Source organism: Pseudomonas sp. AC112, assembly GCF_979253545.1.
Genome location: NZ_CEEDCM010000001.1, coordinates 704,208 through 726,524 on the forward strand (window position 1 = coordinate 704,208; position 22,317 = coordinate 726,524).

At 62.3% G+C, this 22,317-nt stretch carries 17 protein-coding genes; 7 read left to right on the plus strand and 10 right to left on the minus strand.

Annotated features, from left to right (window positions below; genetic code table 11):
• Position 1 precedes the first annotated feature (1 nt).
• From AC0IYN_RS03440 to AC0IYN_RS03470, 7 genes are all read left to right on the plus strand, one after another.
• On the plus strand, positions 2–3,163 hold the full coding sequence (locus AC0IYN_RS03440) for an efflux RND transporter permease subunit (protein ID WP_406597791.1): 3,162 nt from the start codon (positions 2–4) through the stop codon (positions 3,161–3,163).
• Positions 3,160–4,617 carry an AdeC/AdeK/OprM family multidrug efflux complex outer membrane factor gene (adeC, locus tag AC0IYN_RS03445; RefSeq protein ID WP_100491342.1) on the plus strand — a complete coding sequence of 486 codons (1,458 nt, stop codon included), beginning with the start codon at positions 3,160–3,162 and terminating at the stop codon, positions 4,615–4,617. The genes AC0IYN_RS03440 and adeC overlap by 4 nt, the downstream gene beginning before the upstream one ends.
• Positions 4,618–4,801: 184 nt before the next feature.
• On the plus strand, positions 4,802–6,499 hold the full coding sequence (locus AC0IYN_RS03450; RefSeq protein WP_406597790.1) for a molecular chaperone HscC: 1,698 nt from the start codon (positions 4,802–4,804) through the stop codon (positions 6,497–6,499).
• Positions 6,500–6,510: 11 nt separating this feature from the next.
• On the plus strand, positions 6,511–8,127 hold the full coding sequence (locus tag AC0IYN_RS03455) for a J domain-containing protein (protein ID WP_406597789.1): 1,617 nt from the start codon (positions 6,511–6,513) through the stop codon (positions 8,125–8,127).
• Positions 8,128–8,268: 141 nt separating this feature from the next.
• Complete coding sequence (locus AC0IYN_RS03460) at positions 8,269–9,519, plus strand: OprD family porin (protein ID WP_457248279.1); 1,251 nt, start codon at positions 8,269–8,271, stop codon at positions 9,517–9,519.
• Between the two features lie 91 nt (positions 9,520–9,610).
• A complete protein-coding gene (locus AC0IYN_RS03465) occupies positions 9,611–11,113 on the plus strand; it encodes a M91 family zinc metallopeptidase (RefSeq protein ID WP_471840536.1) in 1,503 nt (500 codons plus the stop codon).
• A gap of 118 nt (positions 11,114–11,231) precedes the next feature.
• Positions 11,232–12,131: a polysaccharide deacetylase family protein gene (locus AC0IYN_RS03470; RefSeq protein ID WP_471840538.1), complete on the plus strand. Its 900-nt coding sequence runs from the start codon at positions 11,232–11,234 to the stop codon at positions 12,129–12,131.
• Between the two features lie 133 nt (positions 12,132–12,264).
• Here the strand turns inward: AC0IYN_RS03470 and pcaC are convergent, their stop codons facing one another.
• The 10 genes from pcaC to pcaK all read right to left on the minus strand — a co-directional run bounded on the left by pcaC (position 12,265) and on the right by pcaK (position 22,229).
• Positions 12,265–12,663, minus strand: coding sequence for a 4-carboxymuconolactone decarboxylase (gene pcaC, locus AC0IYN_RS03475; RefSeq protein WP_010212318.1), 399 nt, complete (start codon positions 12,661–12,663; stop codon positions 12,265–12,267).
• Positions 12,664–12,849: 186 nt separating this feature from the next.
• Positions 12,850–13,641, minus strand: a complete 792-nt coding sequence (pcaD, locus tag AC0IYN_RS03480) for a 3-oxoadipate enol-lactonase (protein WP_406597785.1) — start codon at positions 13,639–13,641, stop codon at positions 12,850–12,852.
• Positions 13,642–13,651: 10 nt separating this feature from the next.
• Complete coding sequence (locus AC0IYN_RS03485; RefSeq protein WP_471840540.1) at positions 13,652–15,007, minus strand: 3-carboxy-cis,cis-muconate cycloisomerase; 1,356 nt, start codon at positions 15,005–15,007, stop codon at positions 13,652–13,654.
• A 10-nt stretch (positions 15,008–15,017) separates the two neighbouring features.
• Entirely contained in the window at positions 15,018–16,313 is a 1,296-nt protein-coding gene (locus tag AC0IYN_RS03490; protein WP_078047277.1) for an MFS family transporter, read from the minus strand.
• Between the two features lie 196 nt (positions 16,314–16,509).
• Positions 16,510–17,076: a protocatechuate 3,4-dioxygenase subunit alpha gene (gene pcaG, locus AC0IYN_RS03495; RefSeq protein ID WP_323623890.1), complete on the minus strand. Its 567-nt coding sequence runs from the start codon at positions 17,074–17,076 to the stop codon at positions 16,510–16,512.
• Position 17,077: 1 nt separating this feature from the next.
• Positions 17,078–17,782, minus strand: coding sequence for a protocatechuate 3,4-dioxygenase subunit beta (pcaH, locus tag AC0IYN_RS03500; protein ID WP_078047275.1), 705 nt, complete (start codon positions 17,780–17,782; stop codon positions 17,078–17,080).
• 17 nt (positions 17,783–17,799) lie between these two features.
• Positions 17,800–19,002, minus strand: coding sequence for a 3-oxoadipyl-CoA thiolase (pcaF, locus tag AC0IYN_RS03505; protein ID WP_406597803.1), 1,203 nt, complete (start codon positions 19,000–19,002; stop codon positions 17,800–17,802).
• On the minus strand, positions 18,999–19,778 hold the full coding sequence (locus AC0IYN_RS03510) for a CoA-transferase subunit beta (RefSeq protein ID WP_457266669.1): 780 nt from the start codon (positions 19,776–19,778) through the stop codon (positions 18,999–19,001). Before AC0IYN_RS03510 ends, pcaF begins: the two co-directional genes overlap by 4 nt.
• Positions 19,778–20,635, minus strand: a complete 858-nt coding sequence (locus AC0IYN_RS03515; RefSeq protein ID WP_406597782.1) for a CoA transferase subunit A — start codon at positions 20,633–20,635, stop codon at positions 19,778–19,780. The genes AC0IYN_RS03510 and AC0IYN_RS03515 overlap by 1 nt, the downstream gene beginning before the upstream one ends.
• Before the next feature lie 253 nt (positions 20,636–20,888).
• Positions 20,889–22,229 carry a 4-hydroxybenzoate transporter PcaK gene (gene pcaK / locus AC0IYN_RS03520; protein ID WP_406597781.1) on the minus strand — a complete coding sequence of 447 codons (1,341 nt, stop codon included), beginning with the start codon at positions 22,227–22,229 and terminating at the stop codon, positions 20,889–20,891.
• Positions 22,230–22,317: the final 88 nt, after the last annotated feature.

Genomic DNA, 22,317 nt, shown 5'->3' on the forward strand with positions numbered 1-22,317 from the left:
CATGTCGAAATTTTTTATCGACCGTCCCATTTTCGCCTGGGTAATTGCCCTGGTGATCATGCTGGTCGGGGCACTGTCGATCCTGAAGTTGCCCATCAACCAATACCCGGCCATCGCGCCAACCGCCATCGACATCCAGGTGACCTACCCAGGCGCGTCCGCACAAACCGTGCAGGACACCGTGGTGCAGGTGATCGAGCAACAGCTCAACGGTATCGACAACCTGCGTTATGTCGCCTCGGACAGTAACTCCGACGGCAGCATGACCATCACCGCGACGTTCAACCAGGGTACCAACCCGGACATCGCCCAGGTTCAGGTGCAGAACAAGCTGAACCTGGCGACCCCACTGCTGCCGCAAGAAGTGCAGCAGCAGGGTATCCGCGTGACCAAGTCGGTGAAGAACTTCCTGATGGTGATCGGTCTGGTGTCGGAAGACGGCAGCATGACCAAGGACGACTTGTCCAACTACATCGTGTCCAACATCCAGGACCCGATCTCGCGTACCGCGGGCGTCGGTGACTTCCAGGTGTTCGGTTCGCAGTACGCCATGCGTATCTGGCTCGACCCGGCCAAACTGAACAACTACCAGTTGACCCCGGTAGACGTCAGCACCGCCATCTCGGCCCAGAACGTACAGGTGGCCACCGGCCAACTGGGCGGTTTGCCTGCCCTGCCCGGCACCCAGCTGAACGCGACCATCATCGGCAAGACCCGCCTGCAGACTGCCGAAGAGTTCGGCAAGATCCTCATGAAGGTGAATGCCGACGGCTCGCAAGTGCGCCTGCGTGACATCGCCCGCATCGAACTGGGCGGCCAGAACTACAGCATCAGTGCACAGTTCAATGGCAAGCCGGCTTCCGGCATGGCGATCAAGCTGGCATCGGGCGCCAACGCCCTGGACACCGCCAAGGCCATCCGTGCCACCGTGGCGTCCCTGGAGCCGTTCTTCCCGCCAGGCATGAAGGCGGTGGTGCCGTATGACACCACGCCAGTCGTGACCGAATCGATCTCCGGTGTAGTCCACACCCTGGTCGAGGCGATCGTGCTGGTGTTCCTGGTGATGTTCCTGTTCCTGCAGAACTTCCGCGCCACCATCATCACCACCATGACGGTTCCGGTGGTATTGCTGGGTACCTTCGGGATCCTGGCCGCGTTCGGCTTCACCATCAACACCCTGACCATGTTCGGCATGATCCTGGCCATCGGCTTGCTGGTGGACGATGCCATCGTGGTGGTGGAAAACGTCGAGCGGGTCATGGCCGAGGAACACCTGTCGCCGAAAGAAGCGACGGTGAAATCCATGGGCCAGATCCAGGGCGCCCTGGTGGGTATTGCCCTGGTCCTGTCGGCGGTACTGTTGCCGATGGCGTTCTTCGGCGGCTCTACGGGTGTGATCTACAAACAGTTCTCCATCACCATCGTTTCGGCCATGGCGTTGTCGGTACTGGTTGCCCTGATCTTTACCCCGGCCTTGTGCGCCACCATGCTCAAGCCGATCGACCCGGAAAAGCACGGCCAACCCAAGCGTGGTTTCTTCGGCTGGTTCAACCGCACCTTCGACCGTGGCGTACTGAGCTACGAGCGCGGCGTGGGCAACATGATCAAGCACAAGTTTCCTGCATTCTTCGTGTACCTGATCATCTTCGCCGGCATGATCTGGCTGTTCACCCGCATTCCAAGCGCGTTCCTGCCAGAAGAAGACCAAGGCGTGATCTTCGCCCAGGTGCAGACCCCGGTCGGCTCTTCGGCTGAACGTACGCAGAAAGTCATCGACGACATGCGTGCCTTCCTGCTCCACGACAAGGAAGGCGAGCCGGGCGAAGGCAAGGCTGTGAAATCGGTATTTACCGTAAACGGCTTTAACTTCGCCGGTCGTGGCCAGAGTTCGGGCCTGGCATTCGTGATGCTCAAGCCGTGGGATGAACGCGATTCGACCATGTCGGTATTCGAGGTGGCCAAGCGTGCCCAGGGTTACTTCTTCGGGGCATTCAAGGACGCCATGGTATTTGCCATCGTGCCGCCTTCGGTTCTGGAATTGGGTAACGCCACCGGTTTCGACGTGTTCCTGCAAGACCAGGGCGGTGTCGGCCACGAAAAACTGATGGAAGCGCGCAACCAGTTCCTGGGGATGGCTGCACAAAGCAAGATCCTCGCAGGTGTACGTCCCAACGGCGTGAACGATGAGCCGCAGTACGAACTCACCGTCGACGACGAGAAGGCCAGCGCCCAAGGCATCAGCCTGGCGAGCATCAACCAGACCCTGTCGATTGCCCTGGGTGGCAGCTACGTCAACGACTTCATCGACCGTGGTCGAGTGAAGAAGGTGTACGTGCAAGGCGAGGCCGCTGGCCGCATGTCGCCGGAAGACCTGGACAAGTGGTACGTGCGCAGCGACTCCGGGAAGATGGTGCCGATGTCGGCCATTTCCTCGGGCAAGTGGATCTTCGGTTCGCCGAAACTCTCGCGCTACAACGGTGTAGCGGCGATGGAAATCCTCGGTACCCCGGCTCCGGGCTACAGTACCGGTGACGCCATGGCTGAAGTCGAGCGTATCGCCAAGCAACTGCCGGCGGGCGTGGGTTACGCCTGGACGGGCCTGTCGTACGAAGAGCGTCTGTCCGGCTCCCAGGCGCCAGCGTTGTACGCCCTGTCGCTGCTGGTGGTGTTCCTGTGCCTCGCGGCACTGTACGAAAGCTGGTCGATCCCGATCGCGGTGGTACTGGTCGTGCCGCTGGGCGTGGTGGGTGCGTTGATCGCCACCAGCATGCGCGGGCTCTCCAACGACGTGTTCTTCCAGGTGGGCCTGTTGGTGACGGTGGGCCTGGCGGCGAAAAACGCCATCCTGATCGTGGAGTTCGCCAAAGAGCTTCACGAACAGGGCAAAGGCATCGTCGAGGCGGCCATCGAGGCGTCGCGGATGCGTCTGCGGCCGATCATCATGACCTCCATGGCGTTCATCCTCGGCGTACTGCCGCTGGCGATCTCCTCGGGCGCCGGCTCAGGCAGCCAGCACGCGATCGGTACCGGCGTAATTGGCGGTATGATCACGGCCACTGTCCTGGCGATCTTCTGGGTGCCATTGTTCTTCGCAACCGTATCCGCAGCTGGCGAACGTAAAAAGACTGACACTACTGAAACTCCTAAAGAGGCTGGCCAATGAGCAAGTCGCTACTTTCCCTAGCCGTCACGGCATTCGTGCTCAGTGGCTGCTCGCTGATACCTGACTATCAGCGCCCCGAAGCGCCGGTGGCCGCGCAGTTCCCGCAGGGGCCGGCGTATTCGTCGGCCCAGGCGCCGAACCAGGCCGCTGCCGAGCAGGGCTGGAAGCAGTTTTTCCATGACCCTGCCCTGCAACAGCTGATCCAGACCGCGCTGGTGAACAACCGTGACCTGCGCGTTGCGGCCCTGAACATCGACGCGTATGCCGCGCAGTACCGCATCCAGCGTGCCGACCTGTTCCCGGCCGTGTCGGCCAATGGCAGCGGCAGCCGCCAACGTGTGCCGGCCCGTGCTTCGCAGACCGGCGAAGCGAACATCACCAGCCAGTACTCGGCCACCCTCGGGATCAGCTCCTATGAGCTGGACCTGTTCGGTCGCGTGCGCAGCCTGAGTGAAGAAGCGCTGCAGAAGTACTTCGCCACTGAAGAAGCACGCCGCAGTACCCAGATCAGCCTGGTGGCCAGCGTGGCCAATGCCTACCTGACCTGGCAGGCCGACAAGGAACTGCTCAAGCTGACCCAGGACACCTTGGGCGCGTTCGAGCAGAGCTTCAAGCTCACCTCGCGCAGCAACGAAGTCGGCGTGGCCTCGGCCCTCGACCTGAGCCAGGCGCGCACCTCGGTGGAAAACGCCCGCGTGCAACTTGCCCGGTATACCCGCCAGGTTGCCCAGGACGAAAACAGCCTGACCCTGCTGCTGGGCACCGGCCTGCCGGCGAATATCGCCAGCAAGCCGCTGTCGGATGACCTGCTCAGCGAAGTGCCGGCCGGCTTGCCGTCGGACCTGCTGCAACGTCGCCCCGACATCCTGCAGGCCGAGTACAACCTCAAGGCCGCCAACGCCAATATCGGCGCAGCCCGTGCAGCGTTCTTCCCGAGCATCAGCTTGACGGCCAACGCCGGCACCCTGAGCCCGGACCTCGGCGGCCTGTTCAAAGGCGGCTCGGGAACCTGGTCGTTCGCCCCGCAGATCAACATCCCGATCTTCAACGCCGGCAGCCTGCGCGCCAGCCTGGACTACTCGAAGATCCAGAAAGAGATCAACGTGGCGAACTACGAGAAGGCGATCCAGACCGGCTTCCAGGAAGTCTCCGACGGCCTCGCCGCGCGTGAAACCTACAAGCAGCAACTGGAGGCCCAGCGTGGCTTCGTCGCGGCCAACCAGGATTACTACCGCCTGGCCGAGCGTCGCTACCGCATCGGTGTCGACAGCAACCTGACGTTCCTCGATGCCCAACGCCAGCTGTTCAGTGCCCAGCAATCGCTGATCACCGACCGCCTGGCGCAGCTGACCAGCGAGGTCAACCTGTACAAGGCCCTCGGCGGTGGCTGGAACGAGCAGACCGCGAAGAACGAACCGTTGAAAGAAGAAGCACCGGCGTTGAAGTTGTTCTGATAGCGCTGTTGTAGACAAAAAACCGCTTCCCTCACCGGAAGCGGTTTTTTTATGCCTGACCGTCACCACCACCGCCCACCTGAATTGCCGCCGCCCACCTGTAGGAGCTGGCTTGCTTTCTCTTCAACCTTTCAGGGTAAAATTGGTAACAGATTCTTACAGACCACAGAGGGAGCTTGTCGTAATGATCGTAGGAATCGACCTGGGAACCACCAACAGTCTCGCTGCAGTCTGGCGCGGTGATGCCGCCGAATTGGTGCCCAATGCCCTTGGCCAGTTGCTGACCCCCAGCGTGGTCGGGCTGGATGATCAAGGCCGTGTCCTGGTAGGCCAGGCTGCCAAAGAGCGCCTGCACACCCACCCGCACCTGACCACTTCGCTGTTCAAGCGCTTCATGGGCAGTGCCACCGAAGTGCGCCTGGGCGACCGCTCGTTCCGTCCGGAAGAACTCTCCGCGCTGGTGCTCAAAAGCCTGAAGGAAGACATCGAGCGTACTTACGGCCACACCGTTACCGAAGCCGTGATCAGCGTGCCCGCGTATTTCAGCGACGGCCAACGCAAGGCCACGCGCATTGCCGGCGAGCTGGCGGGGCTCAACGTTGAAAAACTGATCAACGAACCCACCGCTGCCGCCCTCGCCTACGGCCTGCATCAGCGCGACAAAGAAACCTCGTTCCTGGTCTTCGACCTCGGCGGCGGCACTTTTGACGTGTCGATCATCGAGCTGTTCGACGGTGTGATGGAAGTCCGCGCCAGCGCCGGCGACAACTTCCTTGGCGGCGAAGACTTCGACACCCTGTTGCTCGAACATTTCGTCGACAGTCAGCGCAACGCCCAAGGCTTCCCGCCCACCAGCAGCGTGCTGCAAGCCCTGCGCCGCGAAGCCGAACGGGTGCGCAAAGCCCTGGGCCAGGACGACAGTGCCGAATTCGCCCTGCGTGTCGACGGCCAGCAATGGGTGAAAACCATCACCCAGCAGGAACTGGCCAAGCTCTACACACCGCTGCTGGAACGCCTGCGCGCGCCGATTGAACGGGCCCTGCGTGATGCACGGATTCGTGTCGGCGACCTGGATGAAATCCTGTTGGTGGGCGGTACCACGCGCATGCCGTTGGTGCGCAAACTAGCCGCCGGTCTGTTTGGCCGCTTCCCGTCCATCAGCCTCGACCCGGACCAGGTGGTCGCCCATGGCGCCGCGATCCAGGCGGCCCTCAAGGCGCGCTCTGCGGCACTGGAAGAAGTGGTGCTGACCGATGTGTGCCCTTACACCCTCGGTATCGAAACCTCGAATCAGTACGGTAGCCATATCGAAAGCGGGCACTACCTGCCACTGATCGAACGCAACAGCAGCGTGCCGGTGAGCCGCGTCAAAAGCGTGGTCACCCTGCACGATGACCAGACCCGCGTACTGCTCAAGATCTACCAAGGCGAAAGCCGCCTGGTCAAAGACAACATCGAACTGGGCCAACTGGATATCCCGGTGCCCAAGCGCAAGGCCGGTGAAGTCTCGCTGGATGTGCGCTTCACCTACGACAACAACGGCCTGCTGGAAGCCCAGGTGAGCATCCCGCTGACCGGCGAGCAGCACTCGCTGGTGATCGAGAACAACCCAGGCGTGCTCAGCCCGGAGGAGATCCAGCAACGCCTGCAAGCCCTGGCGCAGTTGAAGGTTCATCCGCGCGACCAACAGGTCAACACCGTACTCACGGCGCGCCTCGAGCGTCTTTATCAGGAAAACCTCGGCGAACTGCGCGAGCAACTCGGGCATTGGGCCGCACAGTTCCAGCAAGTACTCGACACCCAGGACGAGCGCCGCATCCGCGAAGCCCGCAGCGAACTGACCCGTCAACTTGAGCAGCTCGACAACGGGTTCTGGCGCTGAGGAAACACGACATGGAGTGTTGGACCGTACTGCAACTGCCGGAAGACGCCGACGAGCGCACAATCAAGCGCACCTATGCGCGGCTGCTGAAAAGCTGCCGGCCGGATGACGATGCTGCCGGCTTCCAGCGACTGCGCGAAGCCTATGAAGAGGCACTGGCCTACGCACGCTGGCGGGCTGACGCCGAAGAAGAGCAAGAGAGCGTCCAGGCGCCGGTGGCCGAAGCAGCCTACGGCAACCTGAATGACCTGGCCGAACTGATGAATATCAGCCAGGTCCGTCCTGCGCTTTTCGAGACGCCTGCACCCGACCCGGCCCAGGCGTTGCTCGACGGCCTTAACGCGCACAACCTCGACCACCGCTGGGCCCAGGCCCTGCAACAGGGCTGTACCGATGCATTCCAGGCCGGCCTGTTGCGTCATTGCTTCGAAGCGCCGGGCGAGCGCAGCGCCATCGCCCGTTGGGCGGTGCAGCACCTGGAATGGCTGACGCCCTGGCAACAGGTGGCCATGACGCCATGGCAGCACGAAGCGCTGACCGGCGAGCTGCTGCAGGACTACCGCCGCACCCTGCAGGAACGGCTGGAGCAAAAGGCCGAGCGCGAGTTCGTCACCCAGCTCACGCACTACAACAACCAGCCGTGGTTGCGGGTGTTCGACCTGCAACAGCAGTGGCAACGCATCATCCTGCACCTGCTCCACGACACCACCTGGAGCGTGCCGTTGTTCGAGCGGGTGTGCCAGGCGTTCGGCTGGGACGACCAGAAAGGCGTGTTCCCGGAGCCGGCGTGGATGTGGCGCGAACTGGTGTCGCGCTGTGAGCAGGAAAGCTTCTACACCCACTTGCAGGAGAAGGCCCAGGACCCGCGGCGCACCTCAGCCGATGCCCTGGCGGCGCGCCTGTTACTGACGCCCATGACCGCCACCCAACACAAACGCATGATCGACGGGTTTGGCGAAAACGAGTGGAATGCCTGCCAGCACTTGGCCGAAACCCTGACCTGGCGCTACCCGCAACTGGTCGAGCGCCTGCCCCGGACCGACCTGTTCTTCTGGCGCAAATACGTACCCCGGCCGATTTACACCCAGGTGTTCATCCGCCTGTGGGCCCTTTTCGCCCTAGGGCTTGGCCTGAGCATCGCCCACGCCAAACCCGACCGGATGGATGGGATGTCGCTGGTGATTTTCATGCTGATGGCGTTTGTGCCAGCGGCCGTTGGCTTTCGCGTCACTCAACTGTGGGCCTCAATGAGCTCTACCTACCGGGTGCTGGATGTGTGGCTGAGCGAGTACCTGATCCCCAAGCGGCTCAACCCCAACGACTACTGGCTGGTGATTCGCCACGGCGTGCCACAGTTGGTCATGCTGGGAGCTTGCGGCTTGATGCTTGGCGTGCTGGGCATGGTCACCTACGCCGGCATGGTCCTGATCAACCTGCTGCACAAAAAACGCATCGGTCACATGAGCGTTAAATTCAGCCAAGGCTACCCGTGGCTGAATGGCTTGCACTGGGCCTTCTGGAGCCCGTTGCAAGCGGTGTTCCTGGTGGTGATGGTGGCGCTGATCGTGGCTGCGCAGCACTACTTGCCGCAAGTGCCCTGGACCCACTTCGACCTGCCCAAGCGCTAACCCCCCCTGCCGGGCCCGAGCGCCCGGCAACTTGCGTTCGATCATCGCCCACAACCCGCTCTCCCCCACTTTCATCGCCCCCGCACCGCCGCGCACCATGGCCGCCACCTGCATAAACCCAATAACAACAGGTCCGACACCATGAGCACTTTCCACCCGCGCCGGCTGCTGCTGGCTACCGCTGTCGCCAGCCTGGCCCTCCCCGTTGTCGCCGAGGAACACGGCTTTCTCGAAGACGCCAGCGCCAACCTCAACCTGCGCAATTTCTTCTTCAACCGCAATTACACCAACCCCACCAAGGCCCAAGGTGGCGCGCAGGAGTGGACGCAGAGTTTCATCCTCGACGCCAAGTCCGGCTTTACCCAGGGTACCGTGGGGTTCGGCGTGGATGTGCTGGGGCTGTATTCGTTGAAGCTCGATGGCGGACGCGGCACCGGCGGCACCCAGCTGTTGCCGCTGGACCATGACGGCCGCCCTGCGGATCAATTCGGGCGGCTGGGGGTAGCGTTCAAGGCGCGCATTTCCAAGACCGAAGTGAAGGTCGGCGAATGGATGCCAGTGCTGCCGATCCTGCGCTCGGACGATGGCCGCTCCCTGCCGCAGACCCTGCGCGGCGGGCAGATCACCTCCAAGGAAATCGACGGCCTGACCCTCTATGGCGGCCAGTTCCGTGCCAACAGCCCGCGTGACGACAGCAGCATGAGCGACATGTCGATGTTCGGTAAAACCGCCTTTACCTCCGACCGCTTCAACTTCCAGGGCGGCGAGTATGCGTTCAACGACAAGCGCACCCAGATCGGCCTGTGGAATGCCCAGCTCAAGGACATCTACAGCCAGCAGTTCGTCAACCTGATCCACAGCCAGCCCATCGGCGCCTGGACCCTGGGGGCCAACCTCGGCTTTTTCTACGGCAAGGACGACGGCAGCGCCCGCGCTGGCAACCTGGACAATAAAACCTGGTCCGGGCTGTTCTCCGCCAAATACGGCGGCAACACCTTTTACGTCGGCCTGCAAAAGCTCACCGGCAACAGCGCCTGGATGCGCGTCAACGGCACCAGCGGCGGCACCCTGGCCAACGACAGCTACAACAGCAGCTACGACAATGCCCAGGAAAAATCCTGGCAAGTGCGCCACGACTACAACTTCGCCGCCCTCGGCGTGCCCGGCCTGACCCTGATGAACCGCTACATCAGCGGCAGCAACGTGCACACCGGCACCCTCACCGACGGCAAGGAATGGGGCCGCGAAAGCGAATTGGGCTACACCGTGCAAAGCGGCAGCTTGAAAAACCTCACGGTACGCCTGCGTAACTCCAGCATGCGCCGCGACTACAGCAACAACGAGTTCGATGAAAACCGGTTTATCGTCAGTTACCCGATAAGCCTGCTGTAAAACTTGATTACATTGATCAAGGGAACGATTTGACGCGTCCGGCCAATGTCTAGAGGCAAGGCCAACACCTGGTCTTCGAGAGAGGTCACACATGGACGTAGCAAATCGTAATACACACTGTATCCCTCGCCATCCCGATGGAGCGCACAGTTCACCGGCTGTGCGCCCGGTGGTTTTCAGCAACAGCCACTACTCGCCGGCCCAACCTCCCCGCCTGGCGTTCACCCCCGACAATCCGGCCCAAGCTCATCGGCATCCGTTTCTGGATGACGGCAATTTGAAAGCGTTTGGGCAGTCAGTCTGGGAACATGACCTAACCTACAGTGTCAGCAACAGCCTTATCCTTGAAACCGGCGACAACGCAGACCAGATCCATATCAGCCAGTCACGCCCCGGCCAATTGGATGTGCGTGTCAACGGCCAGTTGTATTGTTTTGACAGTGAAGATCAGGACGGTCAGCCGCTCACCTTTCACCTCAAGACCCATGACGGTGACGACAAGGTCCGCATTGACGCCAATGTGAGGCAACCCATCACGGTGGACGCCGGAGACGGCAATGACCAAGTGCGTGCCGGCGGCGGTGACACCCGCCTGTTCGGTGGTGCCGGCAACGACCAATTGCGTTTGGGCAGCGGCCTTGGCTACGCCGAAGGCAATGACGGCGACGACATGATTTTCGGCGGTAGTGGCGATAGCGTCATCTACGGTAACGAAGGCAATGACCGTATCTACGCCGGTGCGGGACCGAAAGGCAAATCGAGCTACGTGGACGGCGGTCGCGGCAATGATCGACTGTACGCCGGCAACGGCCATACGGTCTTGCATGGCGGCGCCGGCGACGATTGTTTGATCGGCCACGACCGTACGACGTTCTACACCGGCGACGGCAGCGACACGATCATTGCCAATCGCCCTGGCGACCTGATCTACGCTCAATCCAGCGATGCAATCAAGCGTCTCAATGGATCGGTCTTAACCACCGTCACCACGGACCATTCGCCCCTTTCAGGGTTTGCCATCAAAGGCTCGACCGCTTTTATCCAAAGGGTCGAGGACGATCTGGCCTTGCTGCGCAGTTCTCCCCAGGGCCAACGGATGCTTGCCGAAATCAATGCGATCGCCCAGCGAAACGGTGCACCCGTGACACTGGTGGAGGACCTGCTCGACACAGGAAGCGGCTACACCTATGGCAGCCAGGAGCTCAAGAGCTTATTGCAGCACGAACGCCCGCCCGTTGTCGGCGATGATCCCAAGTGGGGCTTCATGGTGGACGGTGTACCGGGGTCACAGGCCGATCGGGCTGAAATCACCTATAACCGCTCTTCCCTGGGCGTATTGGCGGGCGTGACTTACTCCCCCATCACAATGCTCTACCACGAGATGGTCCACGCCTATAACGGCGGTAACGGCACCGCGTTGGCGGGCTCAACCACGGAGGTTTTTGAGGGGAGCTCCGTTGAAGTTTCCAACAGCGAACTTCAAGCCGTGGGGCTGCCCACCACGCCCGAGACGCCCGCCAACCCGAAACCCTTCACAGAAAACGCCTTCAACGAAGAAATGGGTATGCCTTTGCGTACCCATTACCTTGGCTGAGCCGGATTAACACTCGTTTGTCAGCCGGTGAACTCACACTCGCTATCTTGCTGTATGGTGCGCGCCTGCCGCTGCTGATCCACCCAGCAGCGGCCTTCCAATCGAGCCCGCGCACACCATGAAATCCTTCGCCATCGCATCCGCCTTGCTTGCCCTGGCCCTGAGCCTCAGCGGCTGCATCGGTGCCCCCATCGCCCTGACGCCGCAGACCGCACAACGCTTGCAAACCCAAGCGCCTATTCGCTTCTTGCTGACCTTCGACGATGGCCCCAGTGCGTCGGGCTACAACAACCCGAGCCGTTCAGTGATGGCCGACCTGGCGCACAACCCGATACTGCCGGGGATCAAGGCGGTGTTCTTCCTGCAGACCGAAGCCGCGCGCTCCGGCGGCAGTTCGCGGGGGCGCAAGACCATGGCGCGTGAGTATACCGGCGGGCATATCCTGGCGTTCCACACGGCCACGGGGTTTCATACCAACCATCGCTGGCTCGGCGACGCAGAACTGGAGCGCACCCTCAGCCAGGGTGCAGCAGACATCGCTTCAATCACCGGAGCACCGCCAGTGCTGGTGCGCCCGCCGTTCTGGAATTACGACCGACGCACCTTCGCCGCTTACCAGCGCCATGGCATGCACGTATTACTGACGGACCTGAGCGCCAATGACGGCAAGATATGGGGCTTCAACGGCAGCCCGCGCCGCCGAGCCAATTTATACCGGCAACTGTCGGTGGTGCGCGAGCGCATTGCGTTGGGTGAGTTGCCGACAGTGGACGGGGTGATACCGGTGGTGGTGACTTTCCACGACATCAACCGCTATACCGCGCGGCATATGCAGGAGTACTTGCAGATCCTGCTGGACAGCGCGCGGATCAACGGCATGAAGACTGCTGCCGAACCGTTCTACACCGATACGGCTGGGCTTCAACGCGCTGCGTTGGCGCGGACGGTGAAGGATGTGAGTGAGCCGGTGCATTTGCCGGGGGTGTGGAATTGGGTGTGGGATGCGGATTCCCACTAATTTTTGAAACCCTGTAAAGATTAACTGTGGGAGCGGGCTTGCTCGCGAATGCGATGTGTCAGTCAGCACAGGTATTAACTGAACCACCGCTTTCGCGAGCAAGCCCGCTCCCACATTTTGACTGTATTTCAACTCAGTCAGCCTGGCGTGACTCGACACCCAGTTCATCCCACACCGATTCGGCCAGGTGGAACGTCGCATTCGCCGCGGGTATCCCGCAGTAGATTGCGCTCTGCATCAGCACTTCCTTGATCTCGGCGCGGGTCACGCCGTTGCTGGCTGCGGCGCGCAGGTGCAGCTTGAGTTCTTCGCTGCGGTTCATGCCGATGAGCATGGCGATGGTGATCAGGCTGCGGGTATGCCGTGGCAGGCCGGGACGGGTCCAGATGTCACCCCAGGCGTGGCGGGTGATCATTTCCTGGAACTCGCTGTTGAACTCGGTCAGGGCATTGAGGCTGCGGTCGACATGGGCATCGCCCAGCACTTCACGGCGCACTTGCAGGCCCTCGGCATAACGTTGTTTCTCGTCCAAAAAAATTCTCCGTATTCAAATCGATTACTGGTGGTGAGCGGGCTTGTCCCGCGCTGGGCTGCGGAGCGGTCCTTAAACCTGATAACTCCGGGCTCATCTGAAAAAGTGTGTTGCCTTCATTGGGGACGCTTCGCGCCCCAGCGCGGGGCAAGCCCGCTCACTACAGCAGGCGCCCTTGCCACAGGTTTAGTGCGCCAGCAGAAATTCCAGCACACGGTCACTGAACGCCGCGCCCGCCTGCACGTTCGACAGGTGCGCCGCATAGAACTCGGCGTATTCGGCGCCCTGTACATGGAGCTGGATAAAGTGGCTGCCGGCGGGCGGGGTGACCGCGTCTTCGGTGCCGGCAATTGCCAGGGTCGGCACCTTGATCGAAGACAGCTGCTCGCGGAAATCGGCGTCACGCACCGCCGCGCAGTTGGCGGCGTAACCTTCAGGCGAGGTCGCTGCGAGCATGTCAGTGATCTGCTTGGCCTGGTGCGGGTTGGCCGCCGCGAAATCAGCGGTGAACCAGCGCGCAATCGATGCGTCGCGCAGCGCGACCATCGCTGCCGCGCCATCACGCAGCACCATCTCGATGCGCGGGTTCCACACTTCGGGCGTGCCGATCTTGGCAGCGGTGTTGCACACCACCAGGCGCTGCAGGCGTTCGCCGGCGTTGATGCCCAGCCATTGGCCGATCAGGCCGCCCATGGACAAGCCGCAGAAATGCGCACGTTGAATATCCAGCGCATCCAGCAACGCGATCACATCGCGACCCAGTTGCTCGATGCTGTAGGGCCCCGCCGTGACCAGAGACTTGCCATGGCCACGGGTATCAAAACGCAGCACGCGAAAATGTTGGGTAAAGGCCTGGATCTGGATGTCCCACATATGCAGGTCGGTGCCCAATGAGTTGGACAGCACCAGCACGGGCGCATCCACGGGCCCATCCAATTGGTAATGCAGTTCGCCATCGGCGAGGTGTACAAATGCCACGGTGGTCTCCTCAAGCAAAGTGTTCGGCTACAGCGCGGGTGACCCACGTTTGCGCCAGGCCCAGGTAATGGGCCGGGTCGAGCAGGCGGTCCAATTCGGCCGCTGACAGCTCGGCAGTGATCTGCGGTTCATCCGCCAGTACCGCACGCAAGTGGCGCCCCTCGGCGACAGCACGCTTGCAGCATTGCTCCAGCAGGTGGTGTGCCGTTTCCCGGCCCAGTCGCTGGGCGAGCACGATGCTCACGGCTTCGGCCAACACCAGGCCCTGGGTCAGTTCGAGGTTTTGCGCCATGCGCTGCGGGTCGACTTCCAAGCCTTCGCTCACTAGCAAAGCCTGTTGCAGTGCACCAGACACCAGGCGGCAGATCTCCGGCAAGGTTTCCCATTCGGCATGCCACAGGCCCAGGCTGCGCTCGTGTTCCTGGGGCATGGCGCTGAACATCGTCGCCACCAGGCCCGGCACACGGGTGGCCGTGCTGATCAGCACGGCTGCGCCCACCGGGTTGCGTTTGTGCGGCATGGTGGAAGAACCGCCCTTGCCCGGCGCCGAAGGTTCGAAAACTTCCGCCGCTTCGGTCTGCATCAACAGGCTGATATCGCGGCCCAATTTACCCAGGCTGCCGGCGATCAAACCGAGCACGCTGGCGAGTTCGACCAGGCGATCGCGCTGGGTGTGCCAGGGTTGCTCGGGCAGGCTCAGTTGCAGCTCCGCTGCCAGCGCCTGGGCCACGGGCATTGCCTGCTCGCCAAGCGCTGCCAGGGTGCCGGACGCACCGCCGAATTGCAGCACCAGCAGGCGCGGCTTCAGCTCTGCCAGACGCTGGCGACTGCGGGTCACTGCCCCCAGCCAACCGGCGATTTTCATCCCCAGGGTGACCGGCGTCGCATGCTGCAGCCAGGTCCGCCCCGCCAAGGGCACACCGGCATAACGCTGGCCCTGGCTGGCGAGAATGTCGCCCAGGCGCGCCAGGTCCGCTTCGATCAACGCAACCGCTCGCCGCAGTTGCAGCACCAGGCCGGTGTCCATCACATCCTGGCTGGTCGCGCCCAGGTGCACATAGCGCTCGGCCCCGGCATCTTCACTGGCAATCAACTTGCCCAGCGCCTTCACCAACGGAATCGCCGAATTCCCCGCCGTGGCAATCGCCACGCCAAGGGCATCGACGTCGTACAGCGACGCCAGGCATGCCTGGGCGATGGGCGCGACCGCCGCCTGGGGAATCACCCCGACCCGGGCCTGGGCCCGGGCCAACCCGGCTTCAAAATCCAGCATGCCCTGCAAGCGTCCCTGGTCGCAGAACACCTCGGCCATGCTGTCCGCCGTGAAGTAAGCGTCGAACAATTGATTGCTCGTGCGCAGTGTCATAACCCGTCCCTTACAAATCGTGGTGCAAGTACGCCGCCTGTTTCGGCAAGCGCAAGCTGAACAGGAAGGCCACCGCCATCATGGCGGTGACGTACCAATAGAAGGTGTTTTCCATGCCCATGGACTTCAGGCCCAGGGCTACGTATTCCGCCGAACCCCCGAAGATCGCGTTGGCCACCGCATACGCCAGGCCAACGCCCAGGGCGCGCACTTGCGGCGGGAACATTTCGGCTTTCACCAGGCCGCTGATCGAGGTGTAGAAACTCACGATGGCCAGGGCCAGGGTGATCAACACAAAGGCCAGGAACGGGCTGCTGACGGTTTTCAGGCTGAGCAGGATCGGCACCGTGCACAGGGTGCCCAGCGCGCCAAACCACAGCATTGAGTTACGACGGCCGATCTTGTCGGCCAGCATGCCGAACAGCGGCTGCATGCACATGTAGAGGAACAGCGCGCCGGTCATGATGTAGCTGGCGGTCTTGGCGTGCATCCCGGCGGTGTTCACCAGGTATTTCTGCATGTAGGTGGTAAAGGTGTAGAAAATCAGCGAGCCACCGGCGGTATAGCCGAGCACGGTGATAAACGCCGCCTTGTGGTCACGGAACAACGCGGCGATGCTGCCGGCGTCCTTGTCCTGGCGGGTTTCCTTGCTGGTGGTTTCCTTGAGGGTGCGACGCAGCAGCAGCGAGATCACTGCCGCAATGGCGCCGATCACGAACGGAATCCGCCAGCCCCAGGCGCGCAATTCCTCTTCGGTGAGGATCTGTTGCAGGATCACCACCACCAGCACTGCCAGCAGTTGCCCGCCGATCAGGGTCACGTACTGGAACGACGCGAAGAAACCGCGCTGGCCCTTGAGCGCGACTTCACTCATGTAGGTCGCGGTGGTGCCATATTCGCCACCCACCGACAAACCCTGGAACAGGCGCGCCACCAACAGCAACGCCGGGGCCCAGGCGCCGATGTCTTTGTAGGTAGGCAGGAAGGCGATGACCAGGGAACCGGCGCACATCATCAGCACCGAGATCATCATCGAATTCTTGCGCCCGTGCTTGTCAGCGACCCGGCCAAACAGCCAGCCGCCGATAGGTCGCATCAGGAAGCCCGCGGCGAACACACCGGCGGTGTTGAGCAGTTGGACCGTGGGGTCGTCCGACGGGAAGAACGCCGGGGCAAAGTAAATGGCGCAGAAGGCATAGACGTAGAAGTCGAACCATTCGACGAGGTTGCCGGAGGACGCCCCGACGATCGCAAAAATCCGTTTGCTGCGTTCTTCTCCGGTGTAGTGACTCGTTGTTGTTGTCATGATTTTTCACTCAGTGGGAACGTGTGTAGCCTAGACATACTTTGCAACAAGCTCGTTCCGCAACAAGACTTTTAGGTATGTCGTGCCTGTGAGGGCCTCTTCGCGGGCAAGCCCGCTCCCACAGTTGACCGCATTCCAGAGGTGAAACTCGATCGAATGTGGGAGCGGGCTTGCTCGCGAATGCTCTCAAGCCAACTCAATAATCAAAGAACACTGTTTCCCGGTCTGTACCCTGCAAAATCACATTCCACTGATGCACACCCTCTGCATCCTGCTTGGCAATCAAGGTTTCGCGCCGATCTGCCGGCACACACGCCAGCAACGGGTCATCCCCATTCAGCGCCTCGCCCTCGAAATAAATCCGCGTCAGCAAGTGCTTCACCAAGCCCCTGGCAAACACCAGCACCACCAAGTGTGGCGCCTGGGTCGTGCCTTTCAGGCCCGGCACCGCACCTGGCTTGATGGTGGTAAAGCGAAACCGCCCTTCGGCATCCACCGGCACCCGGCCGAAACCTTCGAAGTTCGGGTCGACGGCTTTGTCCTGCTCATCTTCCGGGTGGTCATATTTGCCGGCGGCATTGGCCTGCCAGACTTCGAGCATGGCGTCATTGACGACATCGCCGTTGCCATCCACCACTTGCCCGCTGATCGCCACACGCTCGCCAAGGGTGGCGGCCACGGTGAGGTCTTCGCGGTTCAGCCAGGTCAGGCCGATGTGGTAATACGGCCCGACGGTGTGGGACGTGGTCGCGTTGAGTGTCATCTCATTTCTCCATCGGCGTGGCGTCGCGGCCGCGCAGGACGATGTCCCAGCGGTAGCCGAGGGCATAGGAAGGAATGGTTTTTTCCAGGTCGAAGCTGGCGATCAAACGTTGCTTGGCCGAAGTGTCCGGCACGCAGTTGTAGATCGGGTCGTACTCCAGCAGCGGGTCGCCGGGGAAATACATCTGCGTGACCAGCCGCGTCAGCACGCTCGGGCCGAACAGCGAAAAGTGGATATGCGCCGGGCGCCAGGCGTTGTGGTGGTTGCCCCACGGGTAGGCACCGGGCTTGATGGTCTGGAACTGGTACCAGCCATCGGCGTCGGTGACGGTGCGGCCGGTACCGGTGAAGTTCGGGTCCAGCGGCGCGTCGTGCACATCGCGCTTGTGGTTGTAGCGGCCGGCGGCGTTGGCTTGCCAGATCTCGACAAGGATGCCCGGCACCGGCAGGCCGTTTTCGTCGAGCACACGGCCGTGGATGATGATGCGTTCGCCCTGGGGCTCGCCTTCATGCTGGGCGGTGAGGTCGTTGTCCTTCTCATTGACGCGCTCGGCGCCGATGGTCGGGCCGGTGATTTCCGACAAGGAATGGGGCAGGAATACCAAGGGCTGCGACGGCGAACGCAGGTTCGTCGACTGGTAGGCCGGGTGCAGGTAATCAGGTTGAGTGCCCGCTTGCGGGCGCCGGTATCCGGGCTTGTCACTCATGGAGCAATCCTCTCTTATTAGATGCGTTCAATCGCCAGGGCCAGGCCTTGGCCAACACCGACACACATGGTCGCCAGGCCTTTGCGGCCACCGGTTTTTTCAAGTTGATGCAGGGCCGTCAGCACCAGCCGCGCGCCGCTCATGCCCAGTGGATGGCCGAGGGCGATGGCGCCGCCGTTCGGGTTGACCTGCGGCGCGTCGTCGGCGATGCCCAGTTCACGCAGCACGGCCAGGCCTTGGCTGGCGAAGGCCTCGTTGAGTTCGATCACGTCGAAATCGGTCACGGCCAGGCCAAGACGCTCGACCAGCTTGCGCACGGCCGGCACCGGGCCGATGCCCATCACACGCGGCGCGACACCAGCGCTAGCCATGCCCAATACGCGGGCGCGGGCGGTCAGGCCATGTTTCTTGACCGCTTCGGCGGAGGCCAGGATCAGCGCCGCCGCACCGTCGTTCACGCCCGAGGCGTTGCCAGCGGTGACGGTTTTGTCCGGGCCGTTGACCGGCTTGAGCTTGGCCAGGGCTTCCAGGGTGGTGTCGCGTGGATGCTCGTCATGCTCCACCACGGTTTCGCCTTTTTTATGCGCAACCCGCACCGGCACGATCTCTTCGGCGAAAAAGCCGGCGGCCTGCGCCGCAGCAGTGCGTTGCTGGCTGCGCAGGGCGAAGGCGTCCTGGTCGGCGCGGGACACCTTGTAGTCGTCGGCCACATTGTCGGCGGTCTGCGGCATCGCATCCACGCCGTACTGGGCCTTCATCAACGGGTTGATAAAGCGCCAGCCGATGGTGGTGTCTTCCAGCTTCATGTTGCGTGAGAACGCCGCGTCGGCCTTGCCCATGACGAACGGCGCGCGGGACATCGACTCGACGCCACCGGCAATCGCCAGCTCCATTTCGCCGCTGGCGATGGCGCGGAAGGCGGTGCCGATCGCGTCCATGCCCGAGGCGCACAAGCGGTTGAGGGTCACACCCGGAATGCTCTCCGGCAGGCCCGCAAGCAACAGCGCCATGCGTGCCACGTTGCGGTTGTCTTCGCCGGCCTGGTTGGCGCAGCCGAGGAACACTTCATCGACGGCCTGCCAGTCCACAGACGGGTTACGTTCAATCAGGGCCTTGATCGGCAGCGCCGCCAAATCATCGGCACGAACGGTGGACAGGCCACCGCCGAAACGGCCGATGGGGGTACGAATGGCATCACAGATAAATACGTCGCGCATCAGGCTTCTCCCGGCGCTTGGCCATGGGCGGCCGCGGTGCGTGCTTCAAGGTCACGCAGGGCGGTCAGCTCTACTTCAGTCGGTTCGGCGGTGGTGTCGACCTGGTCAGCAAAACGAATCGCCCAACCGGTGGCCGCCACCACTTGCTCACGGGTTACGCCAGGGTGCAGCGCGGTGACTACGAATTCATGGGTGCCCGCTTCCGGTTCCATAATGCACAGGTCGGTAATGATCCCTACAGGCCCCGCGCCCGGCAGCCCCAGGCGTTTACGCGAGTCGCCGCCTTCGCCGTGGCCGACCGAGGTGATGAAGTCCAGTTTGTCGACAAACGAACGCGCCGACTGCTTGAGGATGATCAGCACGCTCTTGGCCGAGCCGGCAATTTCCGGCGCCCCACCGGCACCCGGCAGGCGCACTTTGGGCTGGTGGTAGTCACCGACCACGGTGGTGTTGATATTGCCGAAGCGATCGACCTGGGCCGCCCCGAGAAAGCCGACGTCAATGCGCCCGCCCTGCAGCCAATAGCGAAAGATCTCACCGGTGGGCACCACGGTGTCAGCGGTTTCCGCCAGCTCGCCATCACCGATGGACAGCGGCAGTACCGTGGGCTTGGCGCCAATCGGGCCAGACTCGTAGATCAGCACCACATCCGGCGACGACGTCAGGCGCGCCAAGTTGGCCGCCTTGGACGGCAAGCCGATGCCCACGAAGCAGACGGAGCCGTTCTTGAGGCGGCGCGCGGCGGCGACGGTCATCATTTCATTGGTCGAGTAAGCCATTACTTGGCCTCCTGCGCGGTGGCCAGCTTGGCCTGGAAGTCGGTGAAGTCGGCAGTGCCGTGGATGTATTCGTTGATCCAGGCGGTAAAGGTCTCACGGTCGCGGGCGATCGGGTCCCACGCCTGGTAGAAGCGATTGTCACGCTCGTTGTAGCCGTGAGCGTAGGACGGATGCGCGCCACCGGGAACATGGCACACCGCAGTCAGGGCCCAGGTCGGCAGCACGCAACTGTTCATGGGCGCGTTGAGGTCGTCGACGATTTCCTCGACGGTGACGATGCAGCGCTTGGCCGCCAGGGCCGCTTCCTTCTGCACGCCAAGGATGCCCCACAGCAACACGTTGCCCTTGCGGTCGGCTTTTTGTGCATGGATCACGGTGACATCCGGACGCACCGAGGGCACCGCCGCCAGCACTTCACCGGTGAACGGGCAGGTCACAGTCTTGATCAGTGGATTGACCTTGGGCAGGTCGGAACCGGCGTAGGCACGCAGCACCGCAAAAGGCAGGCCCGATGCACCGGCGACGTAGGCATTGGCCAGGTCGGCGTGGCTGTGCTCTTCAATTTCCAGCGGTTGCGGCCATTGCTTCTCGACCGCGTCGCGCAGGCGATGCAGGGAGCCCACACCTGGGTTGCCGCCCCAGGAGAAAATCAGCTTGCGGGCGCAGCCGGCACCGATCAACTGGTCGTAGATCAGGTCAGGCGTCATACGCACCAGCGTCAGGTCTTTCTTGCCCTGACGAATGATTTCATGACCCGCTGCCGTAGGGATCAGATGGGTGAAGCCTTCCAGCGCGACGGTATCGCCGTCGTTCACGAATTGCTTCACCGCGTCACGCAGCGCGAGGATTTCAGCCATGGGGTTCGGGCTCCCGGTGTTGATCGAAAAAGGCGCTGAGGTGGCGCCGAAGTGCTTGAAGATTAAGCCGGGGAAATGGGCCGAACAATCCGATAATCGACTCAGTGTTCGATTATCGAACGGATTGTTGCCTGGCTATTTATCTGGGTACGACGCTCTGTAGGAGCCGGCTTGCCGGCGATACAGGCACCTCGGTCAATCAGGTTTACCGAGGTGATGCCATCGCCGGCAAGCCGGCTCCTACAAGGGAACGTCAGGTAGCATCGGCGTGGCTGACCATCCCTTTGATGACGACAGCCGCCGTGGCCAACGCGGCGGGGATCACCAGCGCGGTGAGTACCTGCTCGAAGTTCCAACCCAGGCCGAGCAAGGTCGCGCCCATCCATGCACCCAGGATCGCGCCGAAGCGACCGATACCCAGCATCCACGACACGCCCGTGGCGCGGCCCTGGGTCGGGTAGAAGCGTGCGGCCAGGGAGGGCATCGCCGATTGCGCACCGTTGACGCACATCCCGGCAATCAGCACCAGGGTGGCAAGCAAGGTGATATTGCCCAGGCTCTGCCCTACTGCGTAGGCAAATACCCCGGCCAGCAGGTAGAACGTGCCGATGACCTTGTGGGGGTTGAAGCGGTCCATGGCCCACCCCACGCCCACCGCGCTCAACACGCCGCCGAACTGGAACAGCGCACCGATAAACGCCGCTTGTTCCATGCTGGCGCCGCTGTCGCGCATCAGGGTCGGCAACCAGCTGGTGAGCAGGTACACGATCACCAAACCCATGAAGTAGGTGAGCCACAGCAGCAAGGTGCCGGCGCTGTAGGTGCCGGAGAAGATCACCGCAAACACGTTGCGCGCCTTGACGGTTTTCTGCTCGGGAACGCTGAAATGGCTGGCCTGCGCAACGATAGAAGGCTCGATGGGCGACAAGGTTTTGCGCACCTTGTCGGTCCCCCGGTTACGCACCACCAGGTAACGCGCCGATTCCGGCAGCCACACCAACAACACCAACGCCAGGATCAACGGCAGGATGCCGCCGATGAGTAGCAGGCTGTGCCAGCCGAACGCCGGGATCAGCTTGGCCGAGATAAACCCGCCCCCGGCCATGCCCAGGTTGAAGCCGCAGAACATGCTGGTCACCAGCAGCGACTTATGGCGTTCGGGGGTGTACTCCGACAGCAGCGTTGTCGCATTCGGCATGCCCGCGCCCAGGCCCAGCCCGGTGAGGAAGCGCAGCACCAGCAGCTGGTCGACGTTGCTGCTGTAGGCCGAGGCCAGGCTGAACGCGCCAAACACCAGCACCGCACCCACCAGCACCACTTTGCGACCGAAACGATCCGCCAGGGGGCCAGAGCCCAGCGCGCCGAAAACCATGCCGATCAACGCGGCGCTCATCACCGGGCCGAGGCTGGCGCGGTCGATGCCCCAGTCCTGGGACAGCGCAGGCGCGATGAAGCCCATGGCGGCGGTGTCGAGGCCATCGAGGAAGACAATCAGGAAACACAGGATCACCACGCGCCACTGGTAGCGTGACAGTGGCTGGGTGTTGATGAAGGACTGGACGTCCAACGTAGTACCGACAGAGGGCTGATTCATTATTTTTATTTCCACACCGATGGCGGGCTGACGACCTGGGGTCGTCGTTATTATTGGGCGGCGCTCAAAGCGCTGCCGCACATTAATA